Annotated in this window: 10 protein-coding genes; 7 read left to right on the forward strand and 3 right to left on the reverse strand. The window is 61.4% G+C overall.

Annotated elements, in window-relative coordinates:
- The first annotated feature begins 34 nt into the window (after positions 1 to 34).
- From uvrD to D5125_08225, 4 genes are all read left to right on the forward strand, one after another.
- Positions 35 to 2,182: a DNA helicase II gene (uvrD, locus tag D5125_08210; GenBank protein ID QFY89471.1), complete on the forward strand. Its 2,148-nt coding sequence runs from the start codon at positions 35 to 37 to the stop codon at positions 2,180 to 2,182.
- Between the two features lie 346 nt (positions 2,183 to 2,528).
- Complete coding sequence (locus D5125_08215) at positions 2,529 to 3,176, forward strand: hypothetical protein (protein ID QFY89472.1); 648 nt, start codon at positions 2,529 to 2,531, stop codon at positions 3,174 to 3,176.
- 24 nt (positions 3,177 to 3,200) lie between these two features.
- Positions 3,201 to 4,091, forward strand: a complete 891-nt coding sequence (locus tag D5125_08220) for a response regulator (GenBank protein ID QFY89473.1) — start codon at positions 3,201 to 3,203, stop codon at positions 4,089 to 4,091.
- A 93-nt stretch (positions 4,092 to 4,184) separates the two neighbouring features.
- Positions 4,185 to 5,018 (forward strand): thymidylate synthase, encoded by an 834-nt coding sequence (locus tag D5125_08225; protein QFY89474.1) that lies wholly within the window; start codon positions 4,185 to 4,187, stop codon positions 5,016 to 5,018.
- Positions 5,019 to 5,383: 365 nt separating this feature from the next.
- Here the strand turns inward: D5125_08225 and D5125_08230 are convergent, their stop codons facing one another.
- Positions 5,384 to 6,568, reverse strand: a complete 1,185-nt coding sequence (locus D5125_08230; protein QFY89475.1) for an IS4 family transposase — start codon at positions 6,566 to 6,568, stop codon at positions 5,384 to 5,386.
- A gap of 162 nt (positions 6,569 to 6,730) precedes the next feature.
- On the opposite strand from D5125_08230, the gene D5125_08235 reads away from it, so the two are divergent.
- Both D5125_08235 and D5125_08240 read left to right on the forward strand, forming a co-directional pair.
- Positions 6,731 to 7,690: a DNA cytosine methyltransferase gene (locus D5125_08235; protein ID QFY89476.1), complete on the forward strand. Its 960-nt coding sequence runs from the start codon at positions 6,731 to 6,733 to the stop codon at positions 7,688 to 7,690.
- A 68-nt stretch (positions 7,691 to 7,758) separates the two neighbouring features.
- Complete coding sequence (locus D5125_08240; protein QFY91095.1) at positions 7,759 to 8,289, forward strand: HNH endonuclease; 531 nt, start codon at positions 7,759 to 7,761, stop codon at positions 8,287 to 8,289.
- A gap of 430 nt (positions 8,290 to 8,719) precedes the next feature.
- On the opposite strand, the gene amrS is transcribed toward D5125_08240, so the two are convergent.
- Entirely contained in the window at positions 8,720 to 9,826 is a 1,107-nt protein-coding gene (amrS, locus tag D5125_08245; protein QFY89477.1) for an AmmeMemoRadiSam system radical SAM enzyme, read from the reverse strand.
- Positions 9,819 to 10,253 (reverse strand): universal stress protein, encoded by a 435-nt coding sequence (locus tag D5125_08250; protein QFY89478.1) that lies wholly within the window; start codon positions 10,251 to 10,253, stop codon positions 9,819 to 9,821. The genes amrS and D5125_08250 overlap by 8 nt, the downstream gene beginning before the upstream one ends.
- Before the next feature lie 111 nt (positions 10,254 to 10,364).
- On the opposite strand from D5125_08250, the gene recC reads away from it, so the two are divergent.
- Positions 10,365 to 13,901 carry an exodeoxyribonuclease V subunit gamma gene (gene recC, locus D5125_08255; GenBank protein QFY89479.1) on the forward strand — a complete coding sequence of 1,179 codons (3,537 nt, stop codon included), beginning with the start codon at positions 10,365 to 10,367 and terminating at the stop codon, positions 13,899 to 13,901.
- Positions 13,902 to 13,971: the final 70 nt, after the last annotated feature.

Consider the following 13,971-nt stretch of genomic DNA (forward strand, 5'->3'; position numbering starts at 1 on the left):
CCGGTTGCCAGGCCCTGTCTGATATCATTTGCCGATGGATGTCTCCCACCTACTCGACGGCCTCAACGATGCCCAGCGTCAGGCCATAACCCTGCCCCCCGGCGGTGCCCTGGTGCTGGCCGGTGCCGGCAGCGGCAAGACCCGGGTGCTGGTGCACCGCATCGCCTGGCTGTTGGAGGTGGAGCAGGCCCGGCCCTGGTCGATCCTCGCCGTGACCTTCACCAACAAGGCGGCGCGTGAGATGCAGCAACGCATCCAGCAGCTACTCGGGCGGCCGACCCTGGGCATGTGGGTGGGCACCTTTCACGGCCTGGCCCATCGCCTGCTGCGCGAGCACTGGCAGGCGGCCGGGCTGCCGCAGGAGTTCCAGATCCTCGACTCCGACGACCAGTTTCGTCTCGTCAAGCGGGTGATCCGCGCCCTCGACATCGACCCGGACAAGTGGCCGCCCCGGCAGATGCAGTGGTGGATCAACGGCCAGAAGGACGAGGGCCTGCGCCCCCAGCACCTGGATGCAGACAACCCCCATCAGAAGCGGCTGATCCAGATCTACAGCGAATACCAGGCCACCTGCGAGCGCGGCGGGCTGGTGGATTTTGCCGAGCTGCTGCTGCGCGCCCTGGAGCTGCTGCGGGACAATCAGGCCATCCGCGAGCATTTCCGCGACCGCTTCCAACACATCCTGGTGGACGAGTTTCAGGACACCAACGCCATCCAGTACGGCTGGCTGCGGCTGATCGCCGGTAACCAGAACCGACTGTTCGTAGTGGGCGACGATGACCAGTCCATCTACGGCTGGCGCGGTGCGCGGGTGGAGAACATCCAGGATTTCCAGCGCCAGTACCCGGATGCCGAGCTGATCCGCCTGGAGCAGAACTACCGCTCCAGCGGCAATATCCTGGCTGCCGCCAATGCGGTGATCGAGCACAACAGCGGCCGCCTGGGCAAGAACCTCTGGACCGAGGACAGCGAGGGCGAGCCGATCCGCATCTATGAGGCCTACAACGGCGTGGATGAGGCGCGCTTTGTGGTGGAGCGCATCCAGCACTACGTCGAACAGGGCCTGGCCCGGCGCGAGTGCGCCATCCTCTACCGCTCCAACGCCCAATCGCGCCTGTTTGAAGAGACGCTGATGCAGATGGGCATGCCCTACCGGGTGTATGGTGGCCTGCGCTTCTTCGAACGGGCCGAGATCAAGGACGGCCTGGCCTATCTGCAACTGCTCAGCAACCGCCACAACGATGCCTCCTTCGAGCGCGTGGTCAACCTGCCCACCCGTGGCATCGGCAACCGCACCCTGGATGCGGTGCGCGCCCATGCCCGCGCATTCGGCTGTTCCCTTTGGCAGGCCAGCGCCGAGCTGATCCGTGGCGGCCAGATGAGCGCCCGCGCCGCCAATGCCCTGCGCGGCTTTCTCGATCTGATCGAGGAGCTGGCTGCCAACAGCGCCGAGCTGGAGCTGCACGAACGCACCGCTCACTGCCTGCACGGCTCCCGGCTGATCGAACACCACAAGAACAGCAAGGACGGCAAGGGCCAGGACCGGGTAGAAAACCTGGAGGAACTGGTAGCGGCGGCCAAGCAATTCGGCCTGGGGCATAACCCTGAGCAGGGCGATGCCCTGTTCGCCTTCCTCTCCCACGCCGCCCTGGAGGCCGGTGAGGGCCAGGCCGACCCCTATGAAGACTGCGTCCAGCTGATGACCCTGCACAGCGCCAAGGGCCTGGAGTTCCCCCTGGTGTTCATGGTCGGCATGGAAGAGGGGCTGTTTCCCCACAGCCTGTCCAGCGAGGACCCGAGTCGGCTGGAGGAGGAGCGCCGCCTGTGCTACGTGGGCATGACCCGGGCCATGCGGCGGCTGTTCCTCTGCCAGGCGGAAAACCGTCAGCTGTATGGCAAGGAGACCTACCCCCTGCCGTCGCGTTTTCTGCGCGAGATACCGCGCGGACTGGTGGAAGAGGTACGCAACCGGGCGCGGGTGAGCCGACCGGCATTCACCGATGACAGGGACCTGGATTCGGTCGGCTTCCAGCTCGGCCAGCGCGTACGTCACCCCAAGTTCGGCGAGGGCGTGGTGCTCAACGCCGAGGGCCAGGGCGGCAAGGCGCGGATTCAGATCAACTTTGAGACCGCAGGCAGCAAGTGGCTGATGACCGCCTATGCCAATCTGGAGCCGCTTTGACTCGGAACGCCCAAGATAAGAGGCAATCCCCAGGGTTGTTTCAGGGTCACTACTCAGCCGTCATTCCGGCATGGATCGCCGGAATCCAGTGGCCAAGGAGGGCAAGGTCTGTTCGTTGCGAAGCCTGCCATCCATGGCACGGGATTCCCGCCACTGCCTGGCAGGAATGACGAGGGTCAAGCAGTTATGCTTCACAGTAATATCCGGCAGTATGGCATTCATTTTCCTCTGCGTGCCCTGTGGCCCCCTGGCCAGATGCGCTTTCTGGCTTGATAATTCACCATGAATCCCTGAGATTCGCGGTTAAACTGCCGCATTCGGGCAAAATTTACCCCAGAGGGCCTTGATGAAACCCGCCACAACCCCCCAATCGACCTGGCGGCAACGCCTGTTCAGCTCCTCCGGCGCGGCCATGCTCGCCGCCGCCCTGCTGGTGATGCTGCTGATCATCGCCGTGGCGCCCCTGATGCAGACGGCGGGCCTGCAAAGCGAGCTGGACGCCTTTTACCAGGGCGAAATCGAGCTGCAACCCCAGGCCTGGCCCTGGCAACCCGAGCCGGACTCGACTAACGCGGAATTGCCCCGGCCCAGCGCCGCCCAGGCCAACGCCACCCAGGCCAACCCTATCGAACAGCTGGAACGGCAGGCCTTCCGCTATGGCATAGGCCGCGGGCTGATCAAGCTGCGCCTGAGCGAGGGGCCCTGGCGAGCGATTCTGGCCCAATACCCGGAACAGCCACCGCTGTGTGGCCAGGATATTCCCCACTGCGGCGATCGCCGCACCCTGGCTCTGGCCGGCGGCTACTGGGCCCTTGCCGCCTTTGGCCGCTGCCAGTCGGGCCTGGAGCCAACATTCAGCGCGGAGCTGGCGGGCAGGCTCCAGGCCCCGAGCCAGCCCCGGCCCTCTGTCCTGGAACAGCGCCTGAGCAGCCTGGCCACCCAGGCCGATTGCGCCCAGGTACGGGGTCTGCTGGACTGGGCCCATCTGCCCTGAGTAGGTGATTCGAGCAAACAGACCATGGCCGAGACGGAAGAAAAACTGGGCGTTCTCGCCGTTGATGATGTGCCAGACAATATCGATCTGATCATCGAGGCACTGCGGGACGACTATCAGATCTACGCCGCCATCAATGGCGAGCGGGCCATCAACATCGCCCGTAATCAGCCGCTGGACGCCATCATCCTCGACATCATGATGCCGGGGATGGACGGCTTTGAGGTCTGCCGTCGGCTGAAGGAAGACCCCGACACGCGCAACATCCCCATCATCTTCGCCTCCGCCCTGGACAGTGAGGAGGACGTACTGCGCGGCATGGCCATGGGGGCCTTCTATTACCTCACCAAGCCGGTGGATTTTGTCCAGCTCAAGACGGTGGTGGCATCGGCCATTGACCACTTCCACAGCTACCGTACCTTGGAGCGGGCGCGCAACGATGTGGTGCACTCCTTTCTGCTCATCGACAGCGGCCGGTTCCGCTTCCGTACCCTGGACGAGGCCAAGAACCTGGCGCTGCTGCTGGCCAAGGCCTGCCCCGACCCGGAGCAGGCCCTGCTGGGGCTGACCGAGTTGATGGTCAACGCCGTGGAACACGGCAACCTGGGCATCAGCTACAGCGACAAGAGCAGGCTGAACATGAGCGGGGACTGGCGCGAGGAGATCCACCGGCGCTTGCAGCTGCCGGAAAACCAGGACAAATACGCCACCCTGGAGCTGGAGCGCGGTAGGGATCGGGTGGAGGTGCTGATCGAGGACAAGGGAGAGGGCTTTGACTGGCACCGCTTTCTCGACATGGACCCGGAGCGGGCCTTCGACAACCACGGCCGAGGCATCGCCATGGCCCGCGCCCTCAGCTTCAGCCAACTGGAATACCTGGGTAGCGGCAACCGGGTGCGGGCGGTGATCGATTAGCGCTTACTGTCAGCTCCCGGTGGTCCAAAATCCGAAGACGCCGCTTCACCGGGTCAGATGCCTACCTGCCAACCACCAAGATGAGGACCGAGCGTGCAGCAATATCTGGATTTGATGCGCCAAGTGCGTGAGCGGGGGGTGCGCAAGGCGGATCGCACCGGCACCGGTACCCTGAGCCTGTTTGGTTACCAGATGCGCTTTGACCTGGCCCAGGGCTTCCCCCTGATGACCACCAAGCGGCTGCATCTGCGCTCCATCATCCACGAATTGCTGTGGTTTCTGCGCGGTGAGAGCAACATCGCCTATCTGCGGCAAAACGGCGTCTCCATCTGGGATGAATGGGCCAATGCCGAGGGCGAGCTGGGCCCGGTGTACGGCCGCCAATGGCGCAGCTGGCCCGGTCCCGATGGCCGCCACTATGATCAGATCAGCCTGCTGATCGCGCAGATCAACAGCAACCCGGATTCGCGCCGTCACATCATCAGCGCCTGGAACGTGGCCGACCTGCCGGACGAGGGCCAAAGCCCCCAGGCCAACGCCGATCAGGGGCGCATGGCCCTGGCCCCCTGTCATACCCTGTTCCAGTTCTATATCGCCGAGGGTCGGCTATCCTGCCAGATGTATCAGCGCAGCGCCGATGTCTTCCTCGGGGTGCCCTTCAACATCGCCTCCTATGCCCTGCTGACCCTGATGCTGGCGCAGGTCTGCCGCTTGCAGCCGGGGGAGTTCATCCACTGCCTGGGCGATGCCCACCTCTACCTCAATCACCTGCAGCAGGTGGACCTGCAACTGGGCCGGGAACCGCGCCCCCTGCCGCAGATGCGGCTCAACCCGGAGGTCGGCTCTCTGTTTGATTTTCGCTTCGAAGACTTCAGCCTGGAGGGCTATGACCCGCACCCGCACATCAAGGCACCCATAGCGGTCTGAACCGGAAGCGAAAACGGATCGCAAAGAACGCCCTCAGGCGCGCCTTGGCGTCCTGTAAGGCCCATTCACGCATGACTTTTCCTCGCCAAACCAAGTCAGGCTGGTCAGTGTAAGGCGGGGCGGCCGATCACTCAATTACCCGATACTCGGTAAAGAGGTTGCGATAAAGGGGTTGGGTCTAGGTTTCAGACTATAGACCCTGTTCTCTCCTCCAAAGCTGGAAATGGCTATGATTCTAGACCTGACCCCTCTTTTTGACCCCTCTTTTCCTTAGGGAATTTATGAGGGAGTACGTCAATAAATCCAGATTCGCTAGACAGACAGATTTATTTGTGGCGGAGCCACAAAAACCTTACCTAAATGCACTAGTGTCCCGTTAAATTATCGAATAAATCCAGTTGCTTAGGGTTACCATGGTCTTCCGACGTGCGATCTCTTAAATTAAGTACTTGTTCTATAGATGTTTTCTCAAACAGGGTTAGACTCAGAACCTGTAGGATTGTGTAAAGATCGGCCTTGATGTCGTGGCGCTTTTTGATGATGGCCACGAGCACGTAGACTGAGATGGCAATCCAGATTTGGCTTTTGACCGCATTCTCTGTGGTGCCGAAAAACGACTTGATGCGTAGATGCTGCTTGATCCATTTGAAGAACAACTCCACTTGCCAGCGATAGCGGTATAGGTCGGCCACCGTCTGTGCCTTGACGCTGAAATTGTTGGTCAGAAAATCGAATGTCTTGCCGGTCTGGGTATCGTGATACTTGATCCGGCGTAACGGCTGCGGGTAATCGACGGCTGAGCGCACACCCGTGAGTACGACGGTCTGATCGCAGCGCACCCCGCCGGCGGTGTCGACGGGATGGGAATAGCGGCGCCGATACTTGGTATTGGATTTGGCGCGGATGACAAAGAATGCGCCTGCGGCGTTCAAGGTGAATAAGCGTCGGAAGTCCACATAGCCACGGTCCATGATGTAGAAAGCGCCCGGTTCCGGCAGCAACATATCGAGGGCGTTGACGTCGTGTACCTTGCCGTCCGTGATATGGATAAACGTGGGGATGTTGCCACGCAGGTCCAGCAGGGTATGAAGCTTGACGGCAGACTTGGTGGTACGAAACAGCGCCCAAGGGAATATCGATAGACACAGGTCGATGGTGGAGGCATCCAGCGCATAGACCGTATTGTCCAGTTCCAGCCCTAGGTCTTCGTCGGCATAGAGAGGGCGGGCGACACGAATCAGGGCTTGTGCGAAGTCGGCGTAGATACGCCAGTCCCGACGCTCGTTGGCTTTTGCCAGGGTATTGCGCGCGACGGAGGGAGCACGAAGCCCCATGTGATAAAGCTTGCTCTGGTGGGCACGAAGGCAAGCCTCGATGTCGCGCAAGCTCTCCCGATAAGTGAGCTGGGCAAAGGCCATGACATAGTATTGGTCGAGACAGCGGAAATGCTTGACGTAGTGTTCGCCTCGATAGCGAGCGACACAACGCCGAAAAGTGTGCAGTGGCAAGTGCGCCATGACCTGCGAGAAAATCAGCCTGCCGGTGTACATGATCTATCCTCGTTGGAGTCCAGCAGGAATGATCAATGGGTATCGGATCGATTTTCAAGTTGCTAACACCACAAATTTTAGAAATTACCAAATAGAAACATTATCTTGCAGGGATCTATGGCTTTTTTAACGGGACACTAGTGACCTAAATGAGGAAAAACAATGAGTAATCTACGCAGCATCGAAATATGCGCCGGGGCCGGGGGCCAGGCATTAGGCTTAGAGAAAGCCGGTTTTGAACCGGAAGCATTGGTAGAAATCGACAAGCATTGTTGTGAAACACTACGGTATAACCGGCCTAGTTGGAATGTCATTGAGGCTGATATACGTGAGTTTCATGCTGATAAATACAAGGACATCGATTTGTTGGCAGGTGGTGTGCCTTGCCCTCCTTTCTCAAAAGCAGGGAAACAGCTTGGGCAAGGCGACGACCGAGATTTATTTCCCGAAGCGCTAAGGCTAGTAAGCGAGTGTAGACCCAGAGCAGTAATGCTTGAAAATGTACGCGGGTTTCTGGATGCGGTATTTGAAGACTACAGATGCAGTCTCAAACGGCAACTTGAGAAACTCGGGTATGTTACAGAGTGGCGCTTACTTAACGCTTCCGATTTTGGTGTGTCGCAACTAAGGCCTCGCGTTATTATTGTCGGCATCCGAAAAGATCTGGCCGAAAATTTTTCTTGGCCGACATCTCATAAATCTAACCCTAAAACGGTAGGGGAATTGCTATACGATCAAATGGCCTCCAAGGGGTGGAGAGGTGCGAAGAAGTGGGTGAAACAGGCAGATGATATTGCACCGACTATTGTAGGTGGTTCTAAGAAGCACGGTGGACCCGACCTGGGGCCAACTCGCGCGAAATGCGCTTGGGCAACTCTTGGCGTTGACGGTATGGGCATAGCTAATGAGCCACCAGAAAAAGACTTTGTTGGCATGCCTCGACTTACTGTTGAGATGGTGGCACGAATCCAGGGCTTTCCCGACGATTGGGTTTTCAGCGGTAAAAAAACTCCGGCATATCGTCAGGTTGGGAATGCATTCCCGCCTCCGGTTGCACACGCTGTAGCTGAAAAAATATACGGATGCCTAACACACAAGAAAATATTCTCAATGGCGGTTTGAGCATGACAAAGAAACAGGGTGCCCGCACAAGACTCAGAGCGCATTTTCTCGCAAACATCGGAAAGATAATGGACTCGGATGAGCTGCGAGAAGTTGCTGGAGGAATTACTGAGTGGGCAAGGCGTGTTCGAGAGCTTCGTAACGAGGAAGGCTATAGAATACTTACTCACAATGACAGAAATGAGCTAAAGGCTGGACAATATCTCCTCGAAGACCCAAAACCAATCCCAGCGTTCGAGCGAGCGATATCAAAGGAAACTCGCGCCTATGTCTTGGATAGGAACGGTTTTACCTGCCAAATGTGTGGTGCGGTTGCCGGTGAGCCACACCCTTATGATCCGGCCAGAAAGACGCGATTGCATCTCGGCCACATCATAGACAAAAGTCAAGGCGGAACAGACGACCCATCAAATCTCCGTGCATTATGTTCAGTGTGTAACGAAGGGGCCTCGAATCTGACGTTAGATCGGCCAACATCCCAAAAATTACTTATTCAGGTGCGAAGAGCCAGAGGTATAGATCAAGAAGAAGTGCTGAAGTGGTTGCTAAACAAGTACCCGAAGCGTGCAAAAGAAATCCTTGGTGAGATAGAGGATTGAGGGCGAGTCCCTTAAGCAAGAATCGCATAACAAAGAGAATTACGGTGAGAATTACGGTGACACCTTACCATTTACACTAATTGTCTTGCGCTTCTTGTTTTTCTCGTTCCCACGCGCGGCATGGGAACGCGAAAAGATTTCAGCCTGGAGGGCTATGACCCGCACCCGCACATCAAGGCACCCATAGCGGTCTGAACCGGAAGCGAAAACGGATCGCAAAGAACGCCCTCAGGCGCGCCTTGGCGTCCTGTAAGGCCCATTCACGCATGACTTTTCCTCGCCAAACCAAGTCAGGCTGGTCAGTGTAAGGCGGGGCGGCCGATCACTCAACTACCCGATACTCGGTAAAGAGGTTGCGATAAAGGGGTTGGGTCTAGGTTTCAGACTACAGACCCTGTTCTCTCCTCCAAAGCTGGAAATGGCTATGATTCTAGACCTGACCCCTTTTTTCCTGACCCCTTTTTTCCCTCTTTTCATGCCAGCTGCCCGGTTGGGCTTCGAGTACGCCGGGCAAGGGGTTGGCGCAGTGGCGGCAGCGGCCTTCGGCGTCCAGGTTCCACTGGGTCAGCCGATACCAATCGCGGCCGATGAGCAGGCTGCCGCAGTGGCTGCAATAGCTGCTGTCTGCCTCGGGGTCATGCACATTGCCCAGATAGACATGGCGCACGCCGTTGTTGCGGGCGATCTGACGCGCCCGCAGCAGGCTGGCATGGGGTGTTGGCGCAGGCTCGGTCATCCTCCAGGCCGGGTGGAAGGCGCTGAAGTGCATGGGTACGTCCGGCCCCAGGTGCTCCACCAGCCATTGGCTCATGGCCTCCAGCTCCCGCTCCGAGTCGTTCTCGCCGGGGATCAGCAGGGTGGTGGTCTCCAGCCAGACCTGGGTATCCCGGGCCAGGTACTCGAGGGTCTCCAGCACCGGTTGCAGTTGACCACCGCAGAGGCGCTGGTAAAAGGCGTCGCTGAAGCCCTTGAGGTCCACATTGGCGGCATCCATCCAGTGGTAGAACTCGGCCCGGGGCGCGGCATCGACATAGCCTGCGGTCACCGCCACGGATTTTATGCCCAGCTCGCGGCAGGCCTGGGCGGTGTCCATGGCGTATTCGTGGAAGATCACCGGGTCGTTGTAGGTAAAGGCAACACTGCGGCAGCCCAGCCTGAGTGCCGCCTGGGCAATGGTCTCGGGGCTGGCCTGTTGCATCAGTCGGTTCGTCTCGCGGGATTTGCTGATGTCCCAGTTCTGACAGAATTTGCAGGTCAGGTTGCAGCCGGCGGTGCCGAAGGAGAGCACCGGGGTCCCCGGCAGGAAGTGATACAGGGGCTTTTTTTCGATGGGGTCTATGGCATAGCCGCTGGCACGGCCATAGCTGGTGAGCGCCACCGCGCCCCGATGATTGATGCGGATGAAACAGAGCCCGCGCTGGCCTTCCTTGAGCCGACAATGGCGCGGGCAGAGGTCGCACTGCACCCGGCCATCGGCCAGGCCGTGCCAGTGGCGGGTGGGCCAGAATTCCTCCGTCGCGGACTGCGGCTCAGGCATGGCGTACCGCCAGCACATCACAGCAGGCCAGGTGCAGCACGCCATCGGTGGTGGAGCCAAGCAGCAACCGCAGGCCGTGGCGGCCATGGCTGCCAAGCATGATCAGGTCCACGCCAAGCCCCTCGGCCAGCCGCTCGATTTCATGCCGGACCGAGCCGTTAGCGACATGCCAGTCCATCTGCACGCCATCAAGTTGCCCGGCCCGTTGCGCCAACTCCACCTCGGCCTGTTCCTGCAGGCCTTGGCGCAGGCCTATCTCCTCGCTTACCGGGAATTCGGAGACATAGCCCAGGCTGGGCTGCGTGATCACATGCAGCAGGCTCAGTCGGGCACCGCACAGGGTGCACAGGTCGGCGGCCCGCTGCAGCAGGCGTTGGTCCTCGGCGGAGAGGTCCAATGCCAGCAGTATGTGCCGGTACAAGGCCATGGGTGTTCTCCTGTGTGGGTTGTCGGTGCCTTAAGCGGTCGGTCTTCAGTGCCCTGAATTGTTAAGATAGCCCATTCACTCGTCCCTTGCAGGCCTACGGAGACAAGCCCAATGACCGCACTGACCCCGGGATTCATGCTGCTGCAGGGCAACCAGCTGGAGCTGTTGCGTGATCTGCTGGTGCGCTGGGTCAGTGAACAGCCGCTGGCCCCGCTGGAGCCCGAGTGTCTGCTGGTGCAGAGCAACGGCATGGCGCAGTGGCTGAAGCTGGCCCTGGCCGAGGACCCCGGCTGCGGCATCGCAGCGGCCCTGGACATGCAGCTGCCTGGACGCTTTGTGTGGCAGGCCTATCGCTCGGTGTTCGAGGACCTGCCCAGCCAATCCCCCTTCGACAAGGCCCCGCTGGGCTGGCGGCTGTACGGCCTGCTCGGGGACCTGCCGGGGCTGGCGGCGCGTCTGCCCCAGGGCCAATGCCTGGAGCCGCTACAGGGCTTTCTGCAGCAGGACGACGACCCGCGTCGGCGCTATCAGCTGGCCATGGGGCTGGCCGATCTGTTCGATCAATATCAGCTATACCGGGCCGACTGGCTGCACGACTGGGCCGAGGGGCGCGACCGGCTGCGCCTGGCCAAGGGCCAGCTACAGCCACTGGCCGCCAAGCAGCTCTGGCAACCGGCCCTTTGGCGTTTGCTGCGCGAGGGGTTGGCCGCCGAGCGCCAGGATCGACAAGCCCCCTGGAGCAGCGCCAGCCGGGCCGAGATCCACCAGGCCTTTGTGCGCCACTGCGCCACTCTGGGCATGGAGGACCGGCCAGCACAGCTGCCGCGACGGCTGATCCTGTTCGGCATCTCCTCCCTGCCGCGTCAGGTGCTGGAGCTGCTACAGGCCATAGCCCCCTTCACCCAGGTGATGGTGTTCAGCAGCAACCCCTGTCGGGAATACTGGGGAGATCTGATCGAGGGCAAGGAGCTGTTGCGCCGGGAATACAGGCGTATTCGCCAGCGCAAGCTGCCCAGGGATGCCGAGCGCGAGACCCTGCACCAGCACGGCAACCCCCTGCTCGCGGCCTGGGGCAAGCAGGGCCGGGATTATCTGCACCTGCTCGATGAGCTGGACCAGCCGGAGCGCTATCGCGACCAATTTACCGAGGGGCGCATCGACCTCTGGCAGGACCCCGGCGAGGACTGCCTGCTGCACCAGCTACAGGGCGACATACTGCGTCTTGACTCGCTGCCGGAGCGGCACCAATTGGCGAGCCTGATCGACCCTGCGCGGGATCGCAGCCTGGAGTTCATCATCGCCCACAGCCCGCAGCGGGAGGTGGAGATTCTGCATGATCAACTGCTCGATGCCTTCGAGCAGGCCTGCCGACAGGGCCGATCGCTGGCCCTGCGGGATGTGCTGGTGATGGCGCCGGACATAGACACCTACGCCCCGCACATCCAGGCGGTATTCGGCCGCCATGCCGCGCGGCCAGGGGCATCGGGCACGGCGAGGGAGCCACGTTTTCTGCCCTTTCATATCTCTGATCGCGGCCAGCGCCGCCACAACAGCCTGATCATCGCCCTGGAGCGGCTGCTGCAGCTGCCCGAATCGCGCTTTGCCGTGAGCGAACTGCTCGACCTGCTCGACACCCCGGCCCTGCGCCGCCGTTATGGCCTGAACCCCGCCGATCTGCCCCGTCTGGGCCAATGGATACGGGGGGCCAACATCCGCTGGGGGCTGGATGGGGCACAACGCGCCAGCCTGGATCTGCCGGACCTGGAGCAGAACAGCTGGATGTTTGGTCTCAGGCGCATGTTGCTGGGCTATGCCCAGGGCGATGCCGGGGCCTGGCAGGGGATTGAGCCCTATGCCGAGATCGGCGGCCTGGAGGCGGCCCTGGTCGGCCCCCTGTATCGCCTGCTGCAAGACCTGGCCGCCAGCCGGGAACAGCTGCGCCAGGCACAGACGCCAGAGGCCTGGCTGAATCTGCTACAGGATCTGCTGCAGCGCTTTTTCCTCAGCGACAGCACCGAGGACGACTGGGCCCTGAACCAGCTGGAGCTGCAACTGGAGCGGCTGCTGGAGTTCTGGCTAGAGGCCGGGCTGGCAACCCAGACCCTACCCCTGGAGGTGGTGCGCGAGGCCCTGCTCGCCGCCCTGGACCGGCCCAGCCTGAGCCAGAAATTCCTTGCCGGGGCGATAAACTTCGCCACCCTCATGCCCATGCGTGCCGTACCCTTCAAACAGATCTGGCTGCTCGGCATGAACGATGGTGACTACCCACGCAGCCACCGGACGGCGGATTTCGACCTCATGGCACGGGATTACCGGCCAGGGGACAGATCGCGCCGGGAAGACGACCGCTACCTGTTCCTTGAGGCCCTGCTCTCGGCGCGGGAACGGCTGGTGATCAGCTGGGTGGGGCGGGATATCCGCGATGGTTCCCTGCGGCCACCCTCGGTACTGCTCGGCCAATTGCGTGACCACATAGCCGCCGGGTGGCGGCTGGCTCAGGACCAATCGGAACCCTGCTCCGAGGCGGCGCGGCGCAAGCAACTGCTCGCCGCCCTGACCACGGAGCACCCACTACAGCCCTTCAGCCGCCGCTATTTCAGCCTCGCCCCCGAGGGCAAGGATACCCGCCTGTTCACCTACGCCCATGAGTGGCGCCGGGTACATACCGGTCCCGAACGGCCCGAGCAGGGCCAATCCGTCAACGCCCTGGCCAGCTACCGCCCGGAAGGGGCCTTGGGTCTGGGCGACCTGGCCGAATTTCTGCGTCGGCCGCTGCCCTGCTTCTATCAGCGCCGTCTGGGAGTGGCCGATTTCCGCATCGACGCAGCCCAGGAGGACAGCGAGACCTTCGCTGTGCAGGGCCTGGAGAAATGGTCGCTGCAGGATCAAATGCTGCGTCAGGTCGGCCTGGAGCTGGCGCAGGCAGCGGGGCAGGTTGCGAACAAGGCCCCCGCCGAGCTGCTGGCCTGCGCCGCACAGGGCCTGCGCCGCGCCGGGCAACTGCCCATGCCGCCCTTCGCCAGTGCCCTGCAACGGCAGCTGGGCGAGGAGTTGCAGCCGCCCCTGGAGCGGTACCTTGGCCTGCTGACGGAATACACTCAGGCCCTGCCCGCCCAGCTGGGTGAGCTGGGCCAGGCCCCCGCAAAGGTGCAGTTGCAGGCACGCCTGGCCGACCTGCGCGCCAATGCCCAGGGCGAGGTGATTCGGCTGGTGCTGCAGGCCAGCCGTCTGTACCAGGGCGACGAGATCAAGTGGTATCAGCTGGTGCGGCACTGGCCGGCCCATCTGTTTGCCCAGCTGCGCCAGCCGGTAACCACTCGGCTGCTGGGCCCGGAGAGTGACATCATTCTGCCGCCCCTGGCCGCTGAACAGGCCGAGACCTGGCTATTGGATCTGCTGCAAGCCTGGCATGAGGCCATGCAACACCCCCTGCCGCTGCCCTGCAAGACCGCCTTTGGCTGGCTGCTGCAAGGCAGGCCGCAGCAGACCTACGAGGGAGGCTTCCGGCAGGAAGGCGAGATCCAGGAGCACCCCGGCTACCAACGCCTCTGGCCGGACTACGCCAGCCTGGCCGCCGAGCCTGCATTCATGGCCTACAGCCAGCGCCTGTATGGACCGGTTGTTAACAGTGTGAAGCCAGACCTGTGAAGCCTGAATCAATATTCCTCCATCAAGCATCAATCCCCATGCCGCAAACCCCAATCTACGGAGTCGGCCC

It is taken from the genome of gamma proteobacterium SS-5, from assembly GCA_009497875.2.
GTDB lineage: Bacteria > Pseudomonadota > Gammaproteobacteria > Chromatiales > Chromatiaceae > Magnetovirga > Magnetovirga frankeli.

Excerpts from the sequence above, each read along its gene's own strand:
- recC (QFY89479.1), top strand. The coding sequence starts at position 10,365 with ATGACCGCACTGACCCCGGGATTCATGCTGCTGCAGGGCAACCAGCTG.
- D5125_08235 (QFY89476.1), top strand. The coding sequence starts at position 6,731 with ATGAGTAATCTACGCAGCATCGAAATATGCGCCGGGGCCGGGGGCCAG.
- D5125_08215 (QFY89472.1), top strand. The coding sequence starts at position 2,529 with ATGAAACCCGCCACAACCCCCCAATCGACCTGGCGGCAACGCCTGTTC.
- uvrD (QFY89471.1), top strand. The coding sequence starts at position 35 with ATGGATGTCTCCCACCTACTCGACGGCCTCAACGATGCCCAGCGTCAG.
- D5125_08250 (QFY89478.1), bottom strand. The coding sequence starts at position 10,253 with ATGGCCTTGTACCGGCACATACTGCTGGCATTGGACCTCTCCGCCGAG.
- D5125_08230 (QFY89475.1), bottom strand. The coding sequence starts at position 6,568 with ATGTACACCGGCAGGCTGATTTTCTCGCAGGTCATGGCGCACTTGCCA.
- amrS (QFY89477.1), bottom strand. The coding sequence starts at position 9,826 with ATGCCTGAGCCGCAGTCCGCGACGGAGGAATTCTGGCCCACCCGCCAC.
- D5125_08220 (QFY89473.1), top strand. The coding sequence starts at position 3,201 with ATGGCCGAGACGGAAGAAAAACTGGGCGTTCTCGCCGTTGATGATGTG.
- D5125_08240 (QFY91095.1), top strand. The coding sequence starts at position 7,759 with ATGGACTCGGATGAGCTGCGAGAAGTTGCTGGAGGAATTACTGAGTGG.